At 63.3% G+C, this 21,032-nt stretch carries 24 protein-coding genes and 1 tRNA gene; 12 read left to right on the top strand and 13 right to left on the bottom strand.

What is annotated here, in order from left to right; genetic code table 11:
• Nucleotides 1–16 precede the first annotated feature (16 nt).
• Nucleotides 17–256, top strand: a complete 240-nt coding sequence (locus tag ACR0JC_RS03935) for a hypothetical protein (RefSeq protein WP_093962319.1) — start codon at nt 17–19, stop codon at nt 254–256.
• Nucleotides 257–259: 3 nt separating this feature from the next.
• On the opposite strand, the gene ACR0JC_RS03930 is transcribed toward ACR0JC_RS03935, so the two are convergent.
• From ACR0JC_RS03930 to ACR0JC_RS03895, 8 genes are all read right to left on the bottom strand, one after another.
• Nucleotides 260–1,339, bottom strand: coding sequence for a 2'-deoxycytidine 5'-triphosphate deaminase (locus ACR0JC_RS03930; protein ID WP_170338728.1), 1,080 nt, complete (start codon nt 1,337–1,339; stop codon nt 260–262).
• 61 nt (nt 1,340–1,400) lie between these two features.
• Nucleotides 1,401–1,477 (bottom strand) — tRNA-Pro (locus tag ACR0JC_RS03925).
• A gap of 61 nt (nt 1,478–1,538) precedes the next feature.
• A complete protein-coding gene (locus ACR0JC_RS03920) occupies nt 1,539–2,153 on the bottom strand; it encodes a MerR family transcriptional regulator (RefSeq protein ID WP_170338730.1) in 615 nt (204 codons plus the stop codon).
• An 18-nt stretch (nt 2,154–2,171) separates the two neighbouring features.
• Nucleotides 2,172–2,474, bottom strand: a complete 303-nt coding sequence (ihfA, locus tag ACR0JC_RS03915; RefSeq protein WP_093962316.1) for an integration host factor subunit alpha — start codon at nt 2,472–2,474, stop codon at nt 2,172–2,174.
• A 96-nt stretch (nt 2,475–2,570) separates the two neighbouring features.
• Nucleotides 2,571–3,542, bottom strand: a complete 972-nt coding sequence (locus tag ACR0JC_RS03910) for a beta-ketoacyl-ACP synthase III (RefSeq protein ID WP_093962315.1) — start codon at nt 3,540–3,542, stop codon at nt 2,571–2,573.
• A 23-nt stretch (nt 3,543–3,565) separates the two neighbouring features.
• Nucleotides 3,566–4,651 (bottom strand): phosphate acyltransferase PlsX, encoded by a 1,086-nt coding sequence (gene plsX, locus ACR0JC_RS03905; protein ID WP_170338732.1) that lies wholly within the window; start codon nt 4,649–4,651, stop codon nt 3,566–3,568.
• Between the two features lie 24 nt (nt 4,652–4,675).
• Nucleotides 4,676–4,882 carry a 50S ribosomal protein L32 gene (rpmF, locus tag ACR0JC_RS03900; protein WP_093962313.1) on the bottom strand — a complete coding sequence of 69 codons (207 nt, stop codon included), beginning with the start codon at nt 4,880–4,882 and terminating at the stop codon, nt 4,676–4,678.
• Nucleotides 4,883–5,087: 205 nt separating this feature from the next.
• Nucleotides 5,088–5,624, bottom strand: coding sequence for a YceD family protein (locus ACR0JC_RS03895; RefSeq protein WP_170338734.1), 537 nt, complete (start codon nt 5,622–5,624; stop codon nt 5,088–5,090).
• An 83-nt stretch (nt 5,625–5,707) separates the two neighbouring features.
• Between ACR0JC_RS03895 and ACR0JC_RS03890 the strand changes: the two genes are divergently transcribed.
• The 3 genes from ACR0JC_RS03890 (at nt 5,708) to ACR0JC_RS03880 (ending at nt 8,898) form a co-directional block, all read left to right on the top strand.
• Entirely contained in the window at nt 5,708–6,181 is a 474-nt protein-coding gene (locus ACR0JC_RS03890) for an outer membrane protein assembly factor BamE (protein ID WP_093962985.1), read from the top strand.
• Nucleotides 6,182–6,279: 98 nt separating this feature from the next.
• A complete protein-coding gene (locus tag ACR0JC_RS03885) occupies nt 6,280–7,020 on the top strand; it encodes a GNAT family N-acetyltransferase (protein ID WP_170338736.1) in 741 nt (246 codons plus the stop codon).
• Nucleotides 7,021–7,089: 69 nt separating this feature from the next.
• On the top strand, nt 7,090–8,898 hold the full coding sequence (locus ACR0JC_RS03880; protein ID WP_480763270.1) for an ABC-F family ATP-binding cassette domain-containing protein: 1,809 nt from the start codon (nt 7,090–7,092) through the stop codon (nt 8,896–8,898).
• Nucleotides 8,899–9,009: 111 nt separating this feature from the next.
• Here the strand turns inward: ACR0JC_RS03880 and ACR0JC_RS03875 are convergent, their stop codons facing one another.
• Together ACR0JC_RS03875 and ACR0JC_RS03870 are read right to left on the bottom strand one after the other, a co-directional pair.
• Entirely contained in the window at nt 9,010–9,765 is a 756-nt protein-coding gene (locus tag ACR0JC_RS03875; RefSeq protein ID WP_170338738.1) for a 3-hydroxyacyl-CoA dehydrogenase, read from the bottom strand.
• A gap of 76 nt (nt 9,766–9,841) precedes the next feature.
• Complete coding sequence (locus ACR0JC_RS03870; protein ID WP_170338740.1) at nt 9,842–10,792, bottom strand: GlxA family transcriptional regulator; 951 nt, start codon at nt 10,790–10,792, stop codon at nt 9,842–9,844.
• Nucleotides 10,793–10,904: 112 nt separating this feature from the next.
• On the opposite strand from ACR0JC_RS03870, the gene ACR0JC_RS03865 reads away from it, so the two are divergent.
• On the top strand, nt 10,905–11,606 hold the full coding sequence (locus tag ACR0JC_RS03865; RefSeq protein ID WP_170338742.1) for a GntR family transcriptional regulator: 702 nt from the start codon (nt 10,905–10,907) through the stop codon (nt 11,604–11,606).
• 46 nt (nt 11,607–11,652) lie between these two features.
• Here the strand turns inward: ACR0JC_RS03865 and tyrS are convergent, their stop codons facing one another.
• Entirely contained in the window at nt 11,653–12,903 is a 1,251-nt protein-coding gene (gene tyrS / locus ACR0JC_RS03860) for a tyrosine--tRNA ligase (RefSeq protein WP_170338744.1), read from the bottom strand.
• Nucleotides 12,904–12,966: 63 nt separating this feature from the next.
• Between tyrS and ACR0JC_RS03855 the strand changes: the two genes are divergently transcribed.
• From ACR0JC_RS03855 to ACR0JC_RS03845, 3 genes are all read left to right on the top strand, one after another.
• Nucleotides 12,967–14,088, top strand: coding sequence for an anhydro-N-acetylmuramic acid kinase (locus tag ACR0JC_RS03855; RefSeq protein WP_170338746.1), 1,122 nt, complete (start codon nt 12,967–12,969; stop codon nt 14,086–14,088).
• Between the two features lie 76 nt (nt 14,089–14,164).
• Complete coding sequence (locus ACR0JC_RS03850) at nt 14,165–14,677, top strand: aggregation factor core (RefSeq protein ID WP_170338748.1); 513 nt, start codon at nt 14,165–14,167, stop codon at nt 14,675–14,677.
• 29 nt (nt 14,678–14,706) lie between these two features.
• Nucleotides 14,707–15,159 carry a TspO/MBR family protein gene (locus ACR0JC_RS03845; RefSeq protein ID WP_170338750.1) on the top strand — a complete coding sequence of 151 codons (453 nt, stop codon included), beginning with the start codon at nt 14,707–14,709 and terminating at the stop codon, nt 15,157–15,159.
• 12 nt (nt 15,160–15,171) lie between these two features.
• Here ACR0JC_RS03845 and ACR0JC_RS03840 read toward each other — a convergent pair whose 3' ends face one another.
• Both ACR0JC_RS03840 and ACR0JC_RS03835 read right to left on the bottom strand, forming a co-directional pair.
• On the bottom strand, nt 15,172–16,734 hold the full coding sequence (locus tag ACR0JC_RS03840; protein WP_254430703.1) for a phospholipase D family protein: 1,563 nt from the start codon (nt 16,732–16,734) through the stop codon (nt 15,172–15,174).
• A 68-nt stretch (nt 16,735–16,802) separates the two neighbouring features.
• Entirely contained in the window at nt 16,803–17,222 is a 420-nt protein-coding gene (locus ACR0JC_RS03835; RefSeq protein ID WP_170338752.1) for a cupin domain-containing protein, read from the bottom strand.
• 66 nt (nt 17,223–17,288) lie between these two features.
• Between ACR0JC_RS03835 and ACR0JC_RS03830 the strand changes: the two genes are divergently transcribed.
• From ACR0JC_RS03830 to ACR0JC_RS03815, 4 genes are all read left to right on the top strand, one after another.
• Nucleotides 17,289–18,707 (top strand): protein adenylyltransferase SelO, encoded by a 1,419-nt coding sequence (locus tag ACR0JC_RS03830; RefSeq protein WP_170338754.1) that lies wholly within the window; start codon nt 17,289–17,291, stop codon nt 18,705–18,707.
• Nucleotides 18,708–18,793: 86 nt separating this feature from the next.
• Nucleotides 18,794–19,498, top strand: a complete 705-nt coding sequence (locus ACR0JC_RS03825; protein ID WP_170338756.1) for an endonuclease/exonuclease/phosphatase family protein — start codon at nt 18,794–18,796, stop codon at nt 19,496–19,498.
• Nucleotides 19,499–19,579: 81 nt separating this feature from the next.
• On the top strand, nt 19,580–19,993 hold the full coding sequence (locus tag ACR0JC_RS03820) for a Fur family transcriptional regulator (RefSeq protein WP_093962302.1): 414 nt from the start codon (nt 19,580–19,582) through the stop codon (nt 19,991–19,993).
• Between the two features lie 148 nt (nt 19,994–20,141).
• On the top strand, nt 20,142–21,026 hold the full coding sequence (locus tag ACR0JC_RS03815) for a DMT family transporter (protein WP_170338758.1): 885 nt from the start codon (nt 20,142–20,144) through the stop codon (nt 21,024–21,026).
• Nucleotides 21,027–21,032 lie beyond the last annotated feature (6 nt).

Raw genomic sequence — 21,032 nt, 5'->3', positions numbered from 1 at the left:
AGGAACGGAGACCGAAATGAACGCAAACCGCATCATCGACATGATCGTTCGGCAAGTCATGCGCAGGCTGGTCACGCGTGGTGTCGACAAAGGTTTTGACCTTGCCGATCGTGCGACCCGCAAGCCGGGCCAACAGAGCCAGGCGCGCGATCCTCAGACCGACCGGCGCATGGCGCAAAGTGCAGGCGGACAGAGCCCGAGCATGAAACAGGCCAAGCAGCTGACCCGCCAGATGCGGCGGTTCATGCGGTTCTGAGGTTTACTGTACGGACTTGAAATGCTTCGACAATTTCAGGCCTTGGCCCTGATAGTTCGAAGCAATTCCTGCGCCGTACAGCTGTGTCGGCATCTCGGCCATGCGCTCATAGACCAGCCGCCCGACGACCTGTCCATGCTCCAGTACGAAGGGCGCTTCGTGACAGCGAACTTCCAGAACTCCACGTGACCCGGCGCCTCCGGCTTCGGCATGACCGAAGCCCGGATCGAAAAAGCCCGCGTAGTGCACCCGGAATTCGCCCACCATCGCCAGATAGGGCGCCATTTCGGCCGCGTACATCGGTGGGATGTGAACTGCCTCTCGGCTGACCAGGATATAGAATGCGCCCGGATCCAGAATGATCCGCCCGTCCTTGGTACGCACCTCTTCCCAGTATTCCTGTGGGTCGTATTCGCCGATCCGGTCAAGGTCGATCACGCCGGTATGCGGTTTCGCGCGATAGCCAACAAGGTCAGTGTTGGGCAGGCGCAGGTCGACCGAAAACCCCAGACCGTCCTGAATGACGGCCGGACCATCGACCAATGGTGATTCCGCATGCAGAGCGGTCAGGTCTGCATCGGACAAAACCGCCTGGCCTTGCCGGAAACGGATCTGGTTCAGCCGCATGCCCGGACGCACCAGAACAGAAAAGGACCGCGGGCAGATTTCGGCGTAGAGGGGCCCCGAATAGCCTGCGGGCACCCGGTCGAACTCGGTTCCGCCGTCGGTGATGGTACGGGTCAGAAGGTCCAGACGCCCGGTCGAGCTTTTGGCGTTGGCGACAGCGGTCACGTCACCGGGCAGGGACAACGCTTCCATCAGGGGCACAAGGTAGACGCAACCTTTTTCGAGAACGGCGCCGTCGGTGATGTCGATCCGGTGCATTTCGAACTCGGCCAGCCGTTCGGACACCGAACGGCTTTCGCCCGCCAGAAATGACGCACGGACGCGGTAAGCAACTGTTCCCAAACGAAGATCAAGGCTGGCGGGCTGGATCTGAGCGGGCAGAATGGCCGGCTCGGCGGAGATCTCACCGCGCGCGATCATCGCCTCGATTTGCTGGTTCGGGCATACACCTGTCATTCCGATCCCCCCTGGTGCCAGAGCGGGATCTGGCCTGTCTGCCATAAACGTCGGTGTGATTTGGTCGGGCTAGCAGGACTCGAACCTGCGACCTTCCGTCCCCCAGACGGACGCGCTACCAGGCTGCGCCATAGCCCGACGTTGGGCTGTTCATAATGATTTTCCCGGCAGGGGCAAGAGGAAAACATTGCCTTTCTTCTTATCCCGCCTTTTGACCTTCGACCCGGCTGAGCCATGCCCTGAGGTCCCTCGCGATCGGGGCGATCTGGCGCAGCGCCTCAGCGTCAAAATCCGTAGTCTGCCAAGCTTTGGAGGCGATGCCGCCGAACAGCGGGGCAGGGCTGATGCCATCGTCCCCGTTGACCGCAGTGGGCGCGGGCGCCGGCTCGGGGTCTGGGGAACTGGGTGTTTCCTGAGGCTCTGGCGATCCGGGACCATCAGTGCCGGCCTGCAGATCGAGGTCGATTTGCTGACCGGTCGATTTGGGCGGAAAGGACACCACCACGTCCTGTGGCGTCTGTGGTGATTCTGCCCTGACATCGATGTCGGGTGACAGCGCCGCCACATGGGCCACGCCCTGTTCCCTCAGGATGCGTTGAACGCCTTTTATCGTGATGCCGTCCTCGTGCAGCAGCTTCTTGATGCCGCCCAGCAGGCGCATGTCGTTGGGGCGGTAGTAACGGCGACCGCCAGCCCGTTTAACCGGTTTGACCTGTGCAAACCGGCTTTCCCAGAATCGCAGGACATGGGCCTGAACACCGAGCCAATCCGCAACTTCACTGATGGTGCGAAACGCGTCGGGTGACTTGCTCATATCCTCCTGGCCCCGGGTTTACTTGCGATTCCCGGCGGCGACGCGATCCTTCATCAGATGCGACGGGCGGAAAGTCAGCACGCGGCGCGGCTGGATCGGAACCTCTTCACCGGTTTTCGGGTTGCGTCCAATACGGGCTGATTTGTCACGAACGCTGAAAGTGCCGAAGGACGAAATCTTGACCTGTTCGCCACGCACCAGCGCGTCCGACATGTGGTTCAGAATGCTTTCGACAAGCTGTGCACTTTCGTTGCGTGACAGCCCAACTTCGCGAAACACGGCTTCGCTCAGATCCATTCGCGTCAGTGTATTATCGCCCATGACATTTCCCCTATTGATTTTCGAGCATAGGGGTAGCGCAAATTCGCTGTCAATATCAATGAATTGCGGGCGGCTGTGTAAGCCGGATTGCGCCGGTTACCAGCGCAGGACCACCGAGCCCCATGCCAAACCGCCGCCAATCGCCTCGGTCACGATCAAATCACCTTGCTTGATCTGGCCCCGTTCCTTGCCCACCGACAGGGCCAGGGGAATCGAGGCGGCCGATGTGTTTCCGTGGTCCTGAACGGTCACCACAACGTGATCCATGGGCAGGCCCATCTTCTTTGCGGTGCCCTGAATGATGCGGATATTGGCCTGATGCGGCACGATCCAGTCGACGTCCTGGCTGTTCAGTCCGGCGCGTTCCAGGGCGGTTTCGGCCGTGGCGGTGAGCTTTTCGACCGCATGGCGGAACACCTGGTTGCCCTGCATCCGAAGATGGCCCGTCGATTGCGTCGACACCCCGCCGTCCACGTACAGAAGGTCCTTGTAACGTCCATCCGAATGCAGATCCGTGGACAAGATACCTCGATCATCGCTTGTTCCGGCACCGTCCTGCGCCTCGAGCACGAGAGCACCGGCCCCATCCCCGAACAACACGCAAGTCGATCTGTCGGTCCAGTCCATGATCCGCGAAAAAGTTTCGGCGCCGATCACCAGCACCCGCTTGGCCTGACCCGAAAGGATCAGGGCGTTGGCGTTGCTCAGCGCAAACACGAAACCGGCGCAGACGGCCTGAACATCAAAGGCAAACCCCCGGGTCATGCCCAGATTGGCTTGAACCATGGTTGCGGCCGACGGGAACGTCAGATCCGCGGTCGAGGTCGCCAGTACGATTGCGTCAATGTCATCAGCTGTAAGGCCGGCGTCCTGCAAAGCGGCTTTGGCCGCATAGGTTGCCAGATCGGACGTGGTTTCATCTTCGGCCGCAAAGTGCCGACGCTCGATACCGGAACGGGTGCGAATCCATTCATCGGTCGTATCAAGCGTCTTTTCGAATTCGGAGTTCGGAACCACCCGCTTGGGCAGGTAATGCCCGACACCTACAACGACTGAACGGCCTGCCATCTGGGGTACTGCCTTCTTTGTTCTTATTTGGTCTGCAGCGCAGATTGCGCCGCATCTTGTTCAAGCTCAGCCGTGGATGCAACCCGTGCTGCCAATTTTTCCGCAAAGCCGGACTTGGCCAGGGTGAAAGCCAGCTTGATCGCGGCCGACATGCCGGTGGCGTCGGCGCCTCCGTGGGATTTTATGACAGTGCCGTTCAGGCCAAGAAAGACCCCGCCGTTGACGCGGCGCGGGTCGATGCGTTTCTTCAATCGCTGCAGCGAGGTGATGGCCAGAACCGAGGCCAGGCGGGATAGGGGCGAATACTTGAAGGCCTCGCGCAGCAGGTCACCGATCAGGCTGGCCGTGCCTTCGCCGGTCTTGATGGCGACGTTTCCGGTAAACCCATCCGTTACAATGACATCCGCCTTGTCGCCGGGAATGTCGCTGCCTTCCACGAAGCCCACGAAATCAAAGTTTGCCTGATCCGCGAAGTCGGTGATCAGGGCATGGGCTTCCTTGAGTTCGGCGCGGCCCTTGTGCTCTTCGGTGCCAACGTTCAGCAGCCCGATACGCGGGCGGGTCAGTTCCATGCCGTTGCGCGCATAAGAGGCGCCCATCAATGCGAACTGCAGCAGATCCTTGGCGTCGGCCCGCACATCCGCGCCCACGTCCAGCATGACGTTGAAGCCCTGAGGGTTGCGGGATGGCCACAGAATCGCGATGGCGGGGCGGTTCACCCCGGGCAGTTTGCGCAGCCGCATCATCGACAGCGCCATCAGCGCGCCGGTATTGCCGCAGGAGACGGCACCATGGGCCTCGCCCTGACGCACCGATTCCAGCGCCGACCACATCGAGGTGTTCTTGCCGCTGCGCACCACCTGGCTGGGCTTGTCCTGCATCGTGACCACGTCCGGGCAATCACGAAAAACGACGCGTCCGTCGAGGACACGCCGTTTCGATACAAGCTTGCTCAGCACATCTTTCGGGCCGTGCAGAAGAAATCCGACCTCGGGGTTCTTCTTTGCTGACTTCGCGATTCCAGCCACGACCACGCCGGGACCTGAATCCCCGCCCATTGCGTCAACCGAGATGATGATCTTTCCGGTCTGCGTGGGCTGCGCTGTCATGCCAGAACCTGCGTTCAATCAGGCTTAGGCCGCGTCTTCGTCCAGGTCGATGTCGTCGGCCTGAGCGACGACTTCACGATCGTCATAGTGGCCGCATGCTGCGCAAACGTGGTGCGGGCGCTTCAGCTCGCCGCAGTTCGCGCATTCGTTCGGGTTTGCAGCAACCAGAGCGTCGTGTGCGCGGCGGTTGTTGCGACGCGACTTGGAAACTTTGTTCTGTTGGACGGCCATGGTCTCAACCTTTGTCTACTAAGGGCCAGCAGATTCGCTGCAGGCCGGGTTTCATTCTTCGTTTTCTCGTGGTGTGACGTGCGTTTAGGGAACAAGCCCCGCGATGTCCAACCCAAATTCCGATGAGCGCGCGAAAATACTGCGATTCTCGACATGTTCAAGCGATTTTTCTGAGCGCCTGCTATGACAGGAAATCGATCCCCTGTCACTCGTCTTTTTTAAGTGCGTCACGCAGGGACGCCAGCCCGGCAAAGGGTTTGGCATCCTCGTCGGTCATCGCCTGTTTGCCCGGTTCGGTATAGTTCGCGTCGCCCAGATGTGCGCCGTCTTTCCGGGGGTATTGGGGCAACGCAAGGGACAGCGCCTCGCGCATCACCTGGTCCAGATCGATTTCCGGGCCCAAGGCTTCGGTCTCGTCATCTTCGGGCATTTCGAACTCGGGTTCGTCCGGTTCGGTCCAATTGGCCAGGAAAATGCGCCGCACCGGGGCCTCGATCCGGGTCGTGACCGGGTCCAGCGTCACCACGCAGGGCTGAATGACGGTCGCGCCCAGCTTGGCGGTCAACACCCAATCACGCTTGCCCTGCGCGCGCAGCTCGCCGACAAAACTCAGCTTGCGCAGCCCGAGCAGGCCCAACGCATCACGAATTTCCTCGAGTTGCCGGGCAGAGGGGCGCAATTCGAACGCGGTCGGGCTGTTTTGAGGCAGATCGGCGACGCGCAATGTTGAGAGGTCGGACATTGTGACCCTTTCCTGTGTTGAACCGGGGCATGGGTTTCTGTAATCGGATAGAAGCCGCAAGGGACCAAGGCAAGAGGGTGAACATGTTGAAAGTACTGAACAGGCTGAAACCGGCGTCCAGGGCGGTTGCCTGCACGCTTGTTCTGGCCACCGCTGTTGCCTGTACCCCGGTCTACAAGAAACACGGCTATATCCCCACCCCGGAAGAGCTGGCCGAGATCAAGGTTGGCGTCGATACCCGCGACACGGTTCTGGAAAAGGCTGGCGCGCCCAGCTCGTCAGGTGTGTTGAAGGATTCGGGTTTCTATTATGTGGCGTCGCGCGTACGCCACTATGGCCCCAAACGCCCCGAGGTCGTCTCGCGTGAATTGGTAGCGATCAGCTTTGACCAGCGTGGCGTCGTCCGCAATATCGAGAAATTCGGTCTCGAAGACGGCTATGTCATCGTGCTGGATCGCCGTGTGACGGACTCCAGTGTTCAGGACAAAGGCTTCCTGCGGCAGCTGCTGGGCAACATCGGCCAATTCAGCCCGTCGAACATCCCGGGAGCCAGCTAATTTCCGGCCGCCGGTTGAAAGCTTCACACGGCGGTCACACTATTGGTGCATGGGATCAGGCAGATCGCAATCGGTGAGAAACCGTGGAGGATGCGACCATGGCCGATGATATTTTGCTGGACAAGGGCCGCTACCGCGCGCGCCTGGCGCGGTGTCCCGAGGACGTGCGGGCGGCCCAGAAGCTTCGTACACTTGCATTCCGAACAGCCGAGACGGATCGGGACGACTTCGACGTTACCTGCGCCCATGTTCTGGTCGAGGATTCGCAGGCAGGCGACCAGTTGGTCTGCTGTTTCCGGATGCTGGTCATGGACAGCGGCAGCGAAATCAGCCGCAGTTATTCGGCCCAGTTCTATGACCTTTCCGCTTTGCAGAGCTTTGATGGACGCATGGTGGAAATGGGGCGGTTCTGCATCCATCCCGATTGGACGGATCCAGATATCCTGAGGGTGGCCTGGGGCGCGATGACGGCCTTCGTCGACCGCAACGGCGTCCAGTTGCTGTTCGGATGCTCGTCCTTCGCAGGGACTGAGACTGCGGAATATCTGGATGCCTTCGCGATGCTTAAACATCGCCACCTTGCGCCCACGCGCTGGTTGCCGCGGGTCAAGGCGCCGGACGTGTTCCGCTTTGCCGCGCGGCTGCGGCGCCGCCCGGATGCCAGAAAGGCCATGCTGCGCATGCCGCCGTTGCTGCGTACCTATCTTTTGATGGGTGGTTGGGTCAGCGATCATGCGGTGGTGGACCGCCAGCTGAACACGCTGCATGTCTTCACCGGTGTCGAGATCGGCGCGATTCCCGCGGCGCGGAAACGCCTCTTGCGGATGATCGCGGGCTGAAGCCGCGCTGCTGTCAAAAGGTGAGGCTGGGGCGTTGACGCCCAATGCCTGCCGGTTTAGCTGGCGCTTATGGCACGTATTCCTTTGTTGCAGATGTCCGGTATCTCGCTGACCTTCGGGGGCGAGCCGGTGTTTTCCGACCTGGACCTGGTGGTTCAGCCCGGCGACCGCGTTGCGCTGGTCGGGCGGAACGGCTCGGGCAAATCCACCCTGATGAAGGTCATGGCCGGTCTGGTCGAACCGGACCGGGGCGAGATCGTGGTGCCGCCCGGCAAATCCGTCGACTACATGGAGCAGGACCCGACGATGGAGGGCTTTGCCACGCTGGGCGATTATGCGGCCAGCGGGCTGGAACCAGGTGAACTGTACAAGGTGGAGCGAGCCGGCGAGGGGCTGAAATTCGATCCCTCGCGCGCGGTTCAGACCGCCTCGGGCGGTGAAAGGCGGCGCGCGGCTCTGGCCAAGCTGATGGCCGAGGCCCCCGACCTGATGCTGCTGGACGAGCCGACCAACCATCTGGACATCGAGGCCATCGGCTGGCTGGAGCGTGAACTGGGCGCGACACGGGCGGCCTTTGTCCTGATCTCGCATGACCGCGCGTTCCTGCGGGCGCTGACCCGGGCAACACTGTGGATCGACCGCGGTGAGGTGCGCCGGCAGGAGCAGGGGTTCGAGGCCTTCGAGGCCTGGCGCGACAAGATCTGGGAAGAGGAAGATCAGCAACGCCACAAGCTGGACCGGCTGATCAAGTCCGAATCCCGCTGGGCTGTCGAAGGGATCAGCGCCCGCCGCAAGCGCAACCAGGGCCGGGTGCGGGCGCTGCAGGCCTTGCGGGCCGAACGCGCCGCGCAGATCAAGCGTCAGGGGTCGGCGGCCATGTCCTTGGACTCCGGTCCGAAATCGGGGCGCAAGGTGATCGAGGCACGCGGTCTCAGCAAGGCATTCGACGGCAAGCCCATCGTGCGCAACCTGGACCTGCTGGTACAGCGCGGCGACCGGGTGGCCTTTGTCGGTCCGAACGGCGTTGGCAAGACTACCGTTCTGAAGATGCTGCTGGGCGAGGTCGCGCCGGATGAAGGCACCGTGAGCCTGGGCACCAATCTGGAAATCGCGGTCTTCGACCAGACCCGCGCGCAGCTGGACCACGAGATGACCCTGTGGGACAGCCTGACCGGCGACCCCGAGATGCGCGTCTCGGGCAAGGCCGATCAGGTGATGGTGCGCGGCCAGCCCAAGCATGTGGTCGGCTATCTCAAGGAATTCCTGTTCGACGAACGGCAGGCCAGAGCGGCCGTCAAGTCCTTGTCGGGCGGCGAAAAAGCGCGGTTGCTGCTGGCCAAGCTGATGGCGAAACCGTCGAACCTGTTGGTGCTGGACGAACCGACCAACGACCTAGATGTCGAGACGCTGGACCTGTTGCAGGAACTGCTGGACGACTATGACGGCACGGTGCTGCTGGTCAGTCACGACCGGGATTTCCTGGATCGTGTGGCGACCACCACCATAGCGATGGAGGGCAACGGCCGCGCGACCGTCTATGCGGGCGGCTGGTCGGATTATGTCGCGCAGCGCGGCGATCTGGTCGAGAAAAAGTCCGAGAAATCAAAAGAGAACAAGCCGAAGGTCAAGCAGGAAGCCAAGCCGAAAGCCGGCCTGTCCTTTTCCGAAAAGCACCGGCTGGAGAAGCTGCCCGCCGAGATCGCGCGGCTGGAAGCCGAGATCGCCAAGCTGGAGGAACTGATGTCGGACCCCCAGCTGTTCACCCGCGAGCCGGTGAAATTCCAGAAGGCGACCGAAGCCCTTGTCGAGCGGCAGGAGAAGCTGGCCGCCGCTGAGGAGGAATGGCTGGAACTGGAAGAGAAGGCCGAGGCGGGCTGAGCCAATTCGTCTGTTTTGTACCGGCCCCGGGACGGAGGTCTTCCGTTTTGTACGAAACGAAAATGGCCGGCCCGGACGAAGATCGACCGGGCCGGAAATCGTCAGTGACGGTCAGCGCATCCGCAGGGCGCCGTCGATGCGAATGACTTCGCCGTTCAGATAGCCAATCTCGACGATGAATCCGGCCAGCCGGCCATATTCGCGCGGGTCGCCCAGGCGGGCGGGGTTCGGAACGTCGGTGGCCAGCTGCTGCTGCACCTCTTCGGGCAGGCCGGCCAGCATCGGCGTCATGAAGATGCCCGGTGCAATGGTCATCACCCGGATCCCGGTCGAGGCCAGGTCGCGCGCCATCGGCAGGGTCATGCCCACGACACCGCCCTTGGACGCCGCATAGGCCGCCTGACCTTTCTGTCCGTCAAACGCGGCAATCGAGGCGGTGTTGATGATCACGCCACGCGCGCCATCCGACTCGGGCGCGTTCTTGGCCATCTCGGCGGCGGCCAGACGCGACACGTTGAAGGTGCCCACCAGGTTGATGTCGATTGTGCGCTGAAAGGCGTCCAGCGGATGCGGGCCGTCCTTGCCGACGGTTTTGATGCCATAGGCGATGCCGGCACAGTTCACGCAGGCGGTGATCTTGCCCATCTTCTCCATCGCCAGCGCAATGGCCGCGGCCACCGAGTTCTCGTCCGTCACGTCGGTCTGGGCGAAATGTCCGCCGATCTCGGTCGCGACCTGCGCGCCATGCTCGGCATCGCGGTCGAGGATGGTGACCTGCGCGCCGTTCTCGGCAAAGTAACGGGCGGTGGCCTCTCCGAGGCCCGAGGCGCCGCCGGTGATGACGGCAGCGGTGGTGGACAATTGCATGGCGGGCTCCTCCCCAGTGATCTGAACGTTCGTTCAAATAATCCGAGATGGCACGTCCTGTCCAGTCGGCAGTGAATCAGTCCAGCCGGCTGCGCTGCTGCATCGGGGTGACGCCGAAGGCGGCGCGGTACACGCGTGAAAAATGGCCCGGGCTTTCAAAGCCGCATGCAAAGGCCACGTCGGTGACCGAGGATTCGGTCTGCAACAACAGGTTGCGCGCGCGGTCCAGCCGCAGTTCCATAAAGTATTTCTTGGGCGAGGCGTTGAGGTATTTGCCGAAGAGCCGTTCCAGCTGGCGGGTCGAGATGCCGATCTGTTCGGCGATCACCGCCGGCGAGATCGGGTCGTTGATGCGGTCGGCCATGATCTGGATCGCCTTGGCCAGATGCGCGTTGCGCATGCCGTTGCGCGATTGCAGCGACACACGCTGATCGGCGGTCGCGTTGCGCACGGCGTTGTAGACCATCTGGTCGGCCACCGCGATCGACAGGTCCTGCCCGTGGTCGCGCTCGATCAGGTGCAGCATCAGGTCGGCCGTTGCGGTGCCGCCCGAGGCGGTCATGTGCTTTTCATCGGCCACGAAGACGCTGCGCACCAGATTCACGTCCGGGAAAGCCTCCATGAAGGCGTCGTGATATTCCCAATGGATCGCCGCCTGCATCCCGTTCAGGAACCCGGCCTCGGCCAGCAGCCACGCACCCGAACACAGCGCCCCGATGGCCGTGCCGCGCGCCCGTTCGCGGCGCAGCGCGGCCAGCAGGGGTCGGCTGACGTGATCGCGCATGTGAATGCCCGACAAAACAAAGATCTGGTCGCATTTCGGCAGGTCCGCCAACCCGCCATGCACCAGTGTCACGGACCCGTTCGAACACACCGCCTGCGCGCCGTCCTCCGAGGCGAAGGACCAGCGGTACAGTTCCTCGCCGCTGACCCAGTTGGCGATCCGCAGCGGCTCGACCGCGCAGGAGAAGGCCAGGTGCGAGAACTCGGGAACGAGGATGAAACAGAAATGTTGCGGGCGGGTCATGCGCTCAGTCTATCACGGGCGGTCAGACTGATTGTGTACAAGTTGCATTTTATCGGGCAAGAGCAGAGGCGACATCCTGGGTGTCGCGATTCGACCAAAGCGAAGGTTGGGGATGAAAGACGACACGAAAAGCCGCAAGGCGGCGCTGGCCGCGCATCTGAAGGCGGCGGTGATGACGCTGAAACTGCGCCCTGGCGATGATCTGGACGAGGCGCAGCTGTCCGAGGCGTTCGGCCTGTCGCGCACGCCACTGCGCGAAGTGTTCCGGCATCTGGCCGGGCTGGGCTATCTTGAACTGCGTGAAAACCGGGGCGCGCGGGTGTCGCAGATGTCCTATGCCACGCTGCGCGATTTCTTCCTGGTGGCGCCGATGATCTATGGCGCGGTGCTTCGGCTGGCGGCGCAGAACGCGACAGGTGACCAGATCGATCGGTTGAAGGCGGCGCAGGCGGCGTTTCGGGAAACGTTGCGGGCGAGCTCGGCCGAAGATCGCGCGCTGGCCAACAACCAGTTCCACGAGATCACTGGCGAGATGGCGGCGAATGTGTACCTGCTGCCGTCGTTTCAGCGGCTGCTGATCGACCATGCGCGTATTGGCATGACCTTCTACCGCCCGGGTCAGGCCGGGATGGGCGAAAGCCTGGCTCTGGCCTGCGACCAGCATGACGCCATCATTGCCGCGATCGAGGCGCGCGACGAGGCGGCGGCGGGGCAGCTGGCGGCCGATCACTGGGCGCTGTCGCGCGATCAGATCGAGCTGTTCGTGACGCCGGCCGGTCTGGACCTGCCGCTGGGCTCGGTCGAACGCGGATAGAAAAACGGCCGCCCGAAGGCGGCCGTCGTGTTCGGGGGCAGGCGGTTCAGCCCAGCTGCACCAGCGCGTGCCGCTTCTTGCCCGCGCTCAGCTTGATGGGCGAGGAAAGGGCCGCTGCGTCGATCATGAGCCCCGCATCGGTCAGCGGTGCGTCGTCCAGACGGGCGCCGTTTTCGGAGATCAGGCGCTTGGCCTCTTTGCCCGATTTCGCCAGGCCCGACTTCACGATCAGCTGCACGATCGATATGCCGTCGCCCAGATCTTCGGCGGTCAGAGTCAGGGTAGGCAGGTCGCCGCCCACACCGCCCTTTTCGAACACTTCGCGCGCGGTGGCCTCGGCCTTGGCCGCGGCCTCGGGCCCGTGCAGCAGTGTCGTCACCTCGTTGGCCAGACGGATCTTGGCCTCGTTGATCTCGGACCCTTGCAGCGCGCCCATGCGGTCGCATTCGTCCACCGGAAGTTCGGTGAAGATCTTCAGGAAGCGGCCCACGTCGGCGTCAGTAGTGTTGCGCCAGAACTGCCAGAACTCGTAGGGCGACAGCATGTCGCCGTTCAGCCAGATGGCGCCGCCCTGGCTTTTGCCCATCTTGCGCCCGTCGCTGGTGGTCAGCAGGGGCGTGGTCAGGCCATAGATCTCATGATCCAGCACGCGTCGGGTCAGGTCGATGCCATTGACGATGTTGCCCCACTGGTCCGATCCACCCATCTGCAGGATGCAGCTGTAACGACGGTTCAGCTCCAGAAAGTCATAGGCCTGCAGGATCATGTAGTTGAACTCGAGGAACGACAGGGATTGCTCCCGGTCCAGCCGCGATTTCACCGATTCAAAGGATAGCATCCGGTTGACCGAGAAATGCCGCCCGATGTCCCGCAGGAAATCGAGGTAGTTCAGGTCGTCCAGCCATTCGGCATTGTTCAGCATCAGCGCGCCGGTGCCGCTGTCGTCATAAGACAGGTACTTGTCGAACACCTTCTGCATGCCGGCGATGTTGGCGTCGATTTGCTTGGGGCCCAGCAGGGGGCGTTCGTCCGAGCGGAAAGACGGATCGCCCACCTTGGTGGTGCCGCCCCCCATCAGGGTGATCGGCTTGTGCCCCAGCTTCTGGAACCAGCGCAGAACCATGATGTTCATCAGATGCCCGACATGCAGGGATTGGGCGGTGGCGTCATACCCGATATAGGCAGTCTGGACCCCGCTTGTCAGAGCATCGTCAAGGCCCTGATAATCGGTGCAGTCGGCCAGAAAGCCGCGCTCGATCATCGTGGCGATGAAATCCGATTTGGGGTGATACGTCATGTCTTGCCTCGGGGTTGAATTGCGGGGCACGTTATAGGCGGCGAACGAGAGAAGGAAAAGGCCATGAATAAGGCCCGAGGCAAAGTTGGGGCAGTGCGGGCACTGGGGGCCATGTCGGGCACCTCGCTCGATGGGGTCGACGCGGCGGTGGTGGAAACCGACGGGCGGCAGATCCTGCGGTTCGGCGACAGCGCGTACAGGCCCTATACCGAGGACGAGCGCAAGCTGCTGCGCGCCGCGCTGGGAAAATGGAGCGGACCCGAAGTGCACGCCGCCGAAGACCTGGTGACCCGCGCCCATGCCGAGCTGCTGTCGGAATTCGAGGACGTGGACCTGATCGGCTTTCACGGCCAGACTCTTGCGCACGAGCCGCGGGGAAAGGGCACGTTGCAGGTGGGCGATGGCGAGGGGCTGGCGGTCGCGCTGGGTGTGCCAGTGGTTTGGGATTTCCGCAGCGATGACGTGGCCATGGGCGGCGAGGGCGCGCCGCTAGCGCCGTTCTTCCACTTTGCCTGCGCAAAATACGTCGGGGCCACGGCGCCCGTGTGCTTTCTGAATCTGGGTGGTGTCGGCAACCTGACCTATGTGGACCCGTCCTTTGACGGGCCCGAGGCGCCCGGCGCGCTGCTGGCCTTTGACACCGGCCCGGCCAATGCGCCGATCGACGATCTGGTGCAGGCGCGCCTGGGTCTGCCGATGGACCGCGACGGCGCGCTGGCCCGGCAGGGCACGGTCGAGACCGGAGCGCTGGAGCTGTTCCTGGCCGAGCCCTATTTCAACCGACTGCCGCCCAAATCTCTGGACCGCAACGATTTCGCCGAGATGATCGGCCTGGTGAGGGAATTGAGCGACGCTGACGCCGTCGCCACCCTGACAGGCATGAGTGCGGCGGCGGTGGTGCAGGGGATGGAGCATTGCCCCAGACCGCCCGCGCGGGTGCTGGTCACCGGCGGCGGGCGCAGGAACCCGGTCTTGATGGAGATGCTGCGCGTGGCGCTGGACTGCCCGGTCGATCCTGTCGAGGCCGTGGGGCTGGATGGCGACATGCTTGAGGCGCAGGCCTTTGCCTATCTGGCGGTGCGCGTGGCGCGGGGGATGCCGACCTCTTGCCCCGGCACCACCGGGGTCAAGGCGTTGGTTGGCGGGGGAACGGTCAGCCGGGTGTCGCAGGGCGCACCGCGCTGAAACGCGGCGAAAAATGATCCTGCCAAGGCGCTCGGGCGTAATTGTAGCAGTAGCCACAAAAACGCCGGAGATGAAGATGATCGGTTCCCTTGTCAAAAATGCGGCCGGGTGTGCCGTCGCGTTCATGCTCGCAGTGCCCGCCATGGCCGACGTGCAGGTTGAGTTCGTCGAGGGAGCGCCAAAGGACCGCTTCGTTCTTCGCAACGCCAGCGATTGCAGCCTGTCTGCTGCAACGGTGCGTCTGGATTTGTCCTCGTCGCAGGGCGGGCTGATCTTTGATGTCACCGGTGCGGGGGCAGGGGTTGAAGTATTTCAGCCCTTTGAAATGGTTTCGGGGTCCGAGTTTCTGAACGGGTTGCCTCAGGTTCAGGACGGGCAGTCAATGGTCGATCTGGACATCCGTGCCATGCCGCCCGGTGCGGAAATCGCCTTTACGATCGACGTGGATGACACGGGCGGCGGACGCGAGATCACCGTGTCGGGGGCCGAGATTCAGGGCGCGACGGTCTCTCTGGAAAGCGCGAAGAACCCGCAGCGTGGTGTCTTTTCGTCGGCGGCCCGCGCGGCTATACCGGTCGGGACCTGCTGAGCGGCAGTGCACCTGCGGATGGAACCGGCATGACCAAGACCCTGACACGTATCGCATTTCTGGTTCTGGTAATGGGAGGCGGCATACTGATCGGTACTCTGACGGGGCCGGGGGAGTGGTATGCAAACCTGAACAAACCGGTCTTCAACCCGCCGGGCTGGGTGTTCGGCCCGGTCTGGACGGTTCTGTACGTGCTGATCGCGATGGCGGGATGGCGGCAGTTCGAACGCGACCGGGGATCGCCCGCGATGCGCCTGTGGTGGGCGCAGCTGGGCCTGAACTTCTTGTGGTCGCCCGCATTCTTCGTGCTGCACCAACCTTGGCTGGCATTGGTCGTGATCCTGTCGCTGCTGGTGGTGATTGTTCTGTTCATCACACGTGTCCGCCCGGTGGATCGCGTTTCGGCATGGGCCTTCGTGCCCTATCTGGCATGGGTGGCGTTTGCGACTGTTTTGAACCTGTCGATCGCGGTCCTGAACTGACGCCAGCGGTGGTCAGAGCATCCACTCGACCGGCAGCCATCTGACGACGGCGGCAAGGCCGCGCTGGAACCGAGAGGTGTTGGGGTCGGTTTCAAAGGTCGTGGTCGTCCCGTCCTTGGTCTGCTGAACCCAGACCAGCCCACCGTCATCGTCCATCTCGACGCGATAGGCAAATTCCGGCGTGTCCAGTTGCCGGGCCAGATCTGTCGCGATCGTGGGGCTCTCGATCAGCAGCCCCATCTCGGTGTTCAGCCGGGCCGAACGCGGGTCCAGATTGTATGAGCCGATGAAGATCCGTTTGCCATCCGAGCCAAAAACCTTTGCATGCAGGCCCGAGGCGGAGCCTGCAAGAATTTCGGGCAGGCTGCGTTCCTTGTGCTCGTCGCGCAACGCGCGCAGCTCCAGCAACTGAACCCCGCTTGCCAGCAGGTCGTCGCGATAGGCCATGTAGGCGGCATGAACCGGCATCACATCGGTCGCATCCAGTGAATTGGTCAGGACCCGGACTTTGACCCCGGATGACGCCAACCGTTCGAGCAGCTCGGCCCCGCGGGGACCGGGAATGAAATAGGCCGAGACCAGATCCAGCGAAGTCTCGGAGTTTTCGGCTAAGGCGATGAGACGCTCGACCATGAGGTTCTCGTCCTCGACCTCTCCAAGCCCCTTGGCCGGGTCATCGACAAAAAGTTCGACCGCGCTCCATTCGAACGGTAGATCGCGGGCGGCGATGCGGTCGGCCAGTTCATTGTCGCGGATCGCCTTTTGGTATCCGGCCCCGGCCGCGGTCTGGCGCGCGGCCTCGGCCAGTGCTTTCAGGCTTGGGGCGGTCGCAGCGGGCAGGAACAACGCGGCATCATAGGCCGAGCCGCTGTTCCAGTAGGCATCGAACGACTCGGCCACCTCGTCCACGATCGGACCGATCGCGATGGTATCGACATCCAGATAATGCGTCCCGGCCCCGTAGTCGAAATAGATGTCGCCGATGTTTCGGCCCCCGACAATCGTGGCCACACCGTCCACCGTCATGGACTTATTGTGCATGCGGCGGTTCAACCGGCCGAAATCGAACACATAGGACAGCAGCTTGGGATTGCGCAGCGTGAACGGGTTGAAGATGCGGACATGGGCCGTTGGCATGGCATCCAGTTCAGCCAAAAGCGGGTCCAGCCCCGAGATGCCGTTGTCATCGACCAGAAGGCGCACGCGCACGCCCCGTTCCGCCGCCGCACGCAATTCGTCCAGCAACATCAGGCCGGTCACGTCATCCTGCCAGATATAGTATTGGGCATCTATGGACGAGACCGCCTCACGCGCGAGGATGGCGCGGGCGGCAAATGCGGTATGCCCCTGACCGAGGGGGCGGACGCCGTCCAGTCCGGGGTTGCGCTGCATCGCCGGCTCGATGGCTTGGCCCAGCGGACCAGTCCAATCCGCCGGCTGGCGGTATGTCTGCTCCGAGAAATTGGTCTCGGGCAGAGGAAAGGCCAACCGCAGCCCAAGCACGCCCAGGCCGAGGATCACGGCCACGGTCACCAAAGTCTTGATCAGCCGCATCGCGCCCTCGTCCTTGCTCAATCATACACACGCGAACCTTGCCGCATCGGGCAGGGCAAGTTCAAGCATGGTTCGGCAGGGCTTGAGGTTTAACCCCGGGGAATGTCGAACTCCGGCGGCGCCAATTCGAACCCGTCGAACTGGAACCCGGGCGAGACGACGCAGCTGACCAGCGTGTGGTCCCCGGTGCTGCGGGCGGCCTGCCAATGCCCGGCGGGTACGATGACCTGTGGCGCGCCCGCGCTCAGGTCGGGGGACAGCATGTGATCGCTTGCAGGTCCGGTATCGGTTTCGCTGATCGACAGGATCAGTGGCGCTCCGGCGTGAAACAGCCAGATCTCGGTCGCATCAACCCGGTGCCAGTGGCTGACCTCGCCCCGTTTCAGCAGGAAATAGATGCAAGTCGCGGTGGGGCGGCCTGTGTTGTCCGCGCGCCAGGTCTCGGCATACCAGCCGCCTTCGGGGTGGGGCTGCAGTTGCAGGTGGTCGATGATCTGGTCGGCGGTCATGGCGGGCCTTTCACGGCGATGGGATTTGGTGCTGGCAATACTGCGCACAGATCATATGTTTGCGCCATGACCCTGACGATCCCCTTCGACAATTCCTATGCCCGGCTGCCCGGCGCCTTTTATGCGCGCCAGTCGCCCGAACCCGTGCGCGCGCCGCGGCTGGTGGCCTTCAATGACGATCTGGCGCGGGTGCTGGGCATCTCGCCCGGTGACGCGCAGGACATGGCCGAGGTTTTTGCGGGCAATACGCTGCCGGACGGGGCCGAGCCGCTGGCGCAGCTGTATTCAGGCCACCAGTTCGGCAATTACAACCCGCAGCTGGGCGATGGGCGCGCGGTGCTGCTGGGCGAGGTGGTGGGCACGGACGGGATCCGCCGCGACATTCAGCTCAAGGGCTCGGGGCGCACACCGTTTTCGCGGCAGGGGGACGGGCGGGCCTGGCTGGGGCCGGTTCTGCGCGAATATGTCGTGTCCGAGGCGATGCATGCGCTGGGCATTCCCACCACGCGGGCGCTGGCGGCGGTGGAAACCGATGAGGTCGTGCTGCGCGAGGGCCCGATGCCCGGCGCGGTACTGACCCGCGTGGCGCAAAGCCATCTGCGGGTGGGTACGTTCCAGGTGTTCGCCGCACGCGGCCAGATCGCCGACCTGCAGCGGCTGACCGACTATGCCATCGCGCGCCACTACCCGGACGCCGTCGGGCCGATGGGCCTGCTGCGCGCTGTGCGTGACGCGCAGGCCGCGCTGATCGCGCAGTGGATGGCGGTGGGCTTCATCCACGGGGTGATGAACACCGATAACTGCGCCATTTCGGGCGAAACCATCGACTATGGCCCCTGCGCCTTCATGGACAGCTATCATCCGAACACCGTCTACAGTTCGATCGACCGGATGGGGCGCTATGCCTATTCCAACCAGCCCGAGATCGCGGTGTGGAACCTGGCGCAGCTGGCGACGGCGCTGATCCAGCAGATCGAGGACAAGCAGGCCGCCGTGGAAGAGGCGACCGAGATCGTACATGCCATGCCCGATTTGATGCAGAAGCACTGGCTGCGCCGGTTCCGGGCCAAGATCGGCCTGACCACCGAGGAGGACGGCGACCTTGCGCTGATCTCGGACCTGCTGACGCGGATGGCGCAGAATCAGGCCGATTTCACCAATACCTTCCGCGCGCTGGGCAGCGATGCGGCGCGGGACCAGTTCACCGATCCGGCGGCTTTCGACAGCTGGGCCGAGGGGTGGTGCGCGCGACTGACGCGCGAGGCGGACCCGGCCGCGGTGATGCACGCGGCCAACCCCGCCTTCATCCCGCGCAACCACCGGGTCGAACAGATGATCCAGGCCGCCGTTCAGGGCGACTATGCCCCGTTCCACCGGCTGAACGCAGTGCTGGCCCGGCCCTATGACGACCAGCCCGACGCCGCCGACCTGAGGCGCCCGCCCACGCAGGACGAGGTGGTGCATGCCACCTTTTGCGGCACCTGAGCGGGTTTCGGCAACTGTGCTGAACTATCGGCTTGCGTCCGGGCGCGATCCTGCGAATCCTGACGGGGTACAACCGTAGAAAACCGATGACCACTTTGCCCAAGCTGCGCCTTGCCAGCTACAACATCCAGAAATGCGTCGGGCTGGACCTGCGCCGCCAGCCGCAGCGCATCCTGCAGGTGCTGGACCGGCTGGGCGCCGATATCGTGGTGCTGCAAGAGGCCGACAAGCGCCTGCCGCCGCGCCCGGCGGCGCTGCCGCATTTCATGCTGGACGAAGCTGGGTGGAAGATCGTCGATCTGGGCGGTGCGGGTAGTCTGGGCTGGCATGGCAACGCGGTGATCTGGCGGGGCGACCGCATTCAGGTGCGCCGCGCCGCGCATCACGACCTGCCGGGGCTGGAGCCGCGCGGGGCGGTCCGGGTCGAGTTCGACACCCATATTGGGCCTTTGCGGGTGATGGGGATGCATCTGGGACTGTTCTCGGCGTGGCGTCGGCAGCAGATCGTCCATCTGCGGCAGGATGAGCGCGCTCTGGAGCAGATGCCTACGGTCTGGGCCGGGGATTTCAACGAATGGTCACGCCAGCCCGTGCTGGACCACCTGGCCCCCGGCATGCGGTTCCTGCCGCCGGTGCCCAGCTTTCCTGCCGCGCAGCCGCTGGGGGCGCTGGACCGGATCGCGCTGGGCGGCGGGCTCGAGGCGCTGGCCCACGGTGTTCACGGGGAAAGGCCCGCGCATATCGCCTCGGACCACCTGCCGGTCTGGGCCGATCTGCGGTTGTCGGGCTGAAGCGCAGCGGGCGCAAATCGCAGTGGCGAAATCCGCGCGGACGTACTAAGACAGAAACCCGAACGGATTCTGGGGGATGACATGGCGGACACGATCATCGCGCGTTGCGAAGCCAAAGGCCTGCGCATGACCGGCCAGCGTCGGACCATCGCGCAGGTGCTGCAGGACAGTGATGATCATCCCGATGTCGAGGAATTGTACGCTCGCGCCTCGGCGCTGGATGCGGGCATTTCGATCGCAACCGTCTATCGCACCGTCAAGCTTTTCGAAGAGGCCGGCATCCTCGAACGGCTGGAATTCGGCGACGGGCGCGCGCGCTATGAGGACGCCGAACGCGACCACCACGATCATCTGATCGACATGAACTCGGGCGAAGTGATCGAATTCGTGGACCCCGAGATCGAAGCCCTGCAGGAAAAGATCGCCTCGAAGCTGGGCTATCGTCTGAAAGGTCATCGGTTGGAATTGTACGGAGTTCCGCTGGACAAGGACTGACCCAGCCGGGACACATCACCAAAAGCGATTGGTCATCTAAAATCTATTCATGATTCGAAGCCCTCTTCGCGCTTGCCACAGGGACGCGATCCGGGTCTTCTGCGTTGCGACGCGGCAATAAAGCCGCCCGAAATCAATAGGCAACGACATGAACAACGCGAACGGCATCCTGCTGGTCATCGGCGCTATGGCCGCCTTCACGCTTGAGGACATGTTCATCAAGCATCTGTCGGTCACCGTGCCGACCGGTCAGGTCATGATCGTGCTGGGGCTGTTCTGCGCACTTGTATTTGCCGCCATGGCCATCATCACGCGCAAACCGATCTTTGACTCGGCCGCTTGGCAACCGCTGTTCGTGATCCGCGCGTGCACCGAGGCGGTCGGGGCGCTGAGCTTTGTCACCGCATTGTCCCTTGTCGACCTGTCGACCGTTGCGGCCGTGTTCCAGGCGATGCCGCTGGTGGTCACGATGGGGGCCGCACTTTTCCTGCGAGAGCAAGTCGGCTGGCGCCGTTGGAGCGCAATCGGCGTCGGGTTCATCGGCGTTCTGATGATCATCCGCCCCGGTCTGGACGGGTTTCGGCCGGAGGCTCTGTTTGTGGTGGCCAGCGTCATTGCGATTGCCGCGCGGGACCTGATCACCCGCCGGCTGGACGCGCGGGTGGCCTCGGCCGTGGTGGCGCTGCAGGCCTATGCGGCGGTCGCGATTGCCGGCGGCGTGCTGATGCTGACCTCGGCGCAGCCTTTGGCGCCGCTACAGATGGGGCAGATCGGACCCTATGTCGGTGCCGTTGGCTTCGGTGTTCTAGGCTATCTGGGGATCGTGACCGCAATGCGCGTGGGCGAGGCCTCGGCCCTGACGCCGTTCCGCTATACGCGGCTGCTGTTCTCGATTCTGGCCGGGATGTGGATGTTCGGTGAACGGCCGGACCTGATGACCATGATCGGCGCGTCTCTGATCATCGGGTCGGGCATGTACACGTTCATCCGCGAACGGCGCATCGCGCGGTCCATGGCCCCGGCGGTCTGCTGACCTGTT

The organism is Ruegeria sp. CH5 (assembly GCF_056537025.1).
The sequence above is the reverse complement of the archived record's forward strand: the minus strand, read 5'-3'. Positions and strand labels throughout refer to the sequence as shown.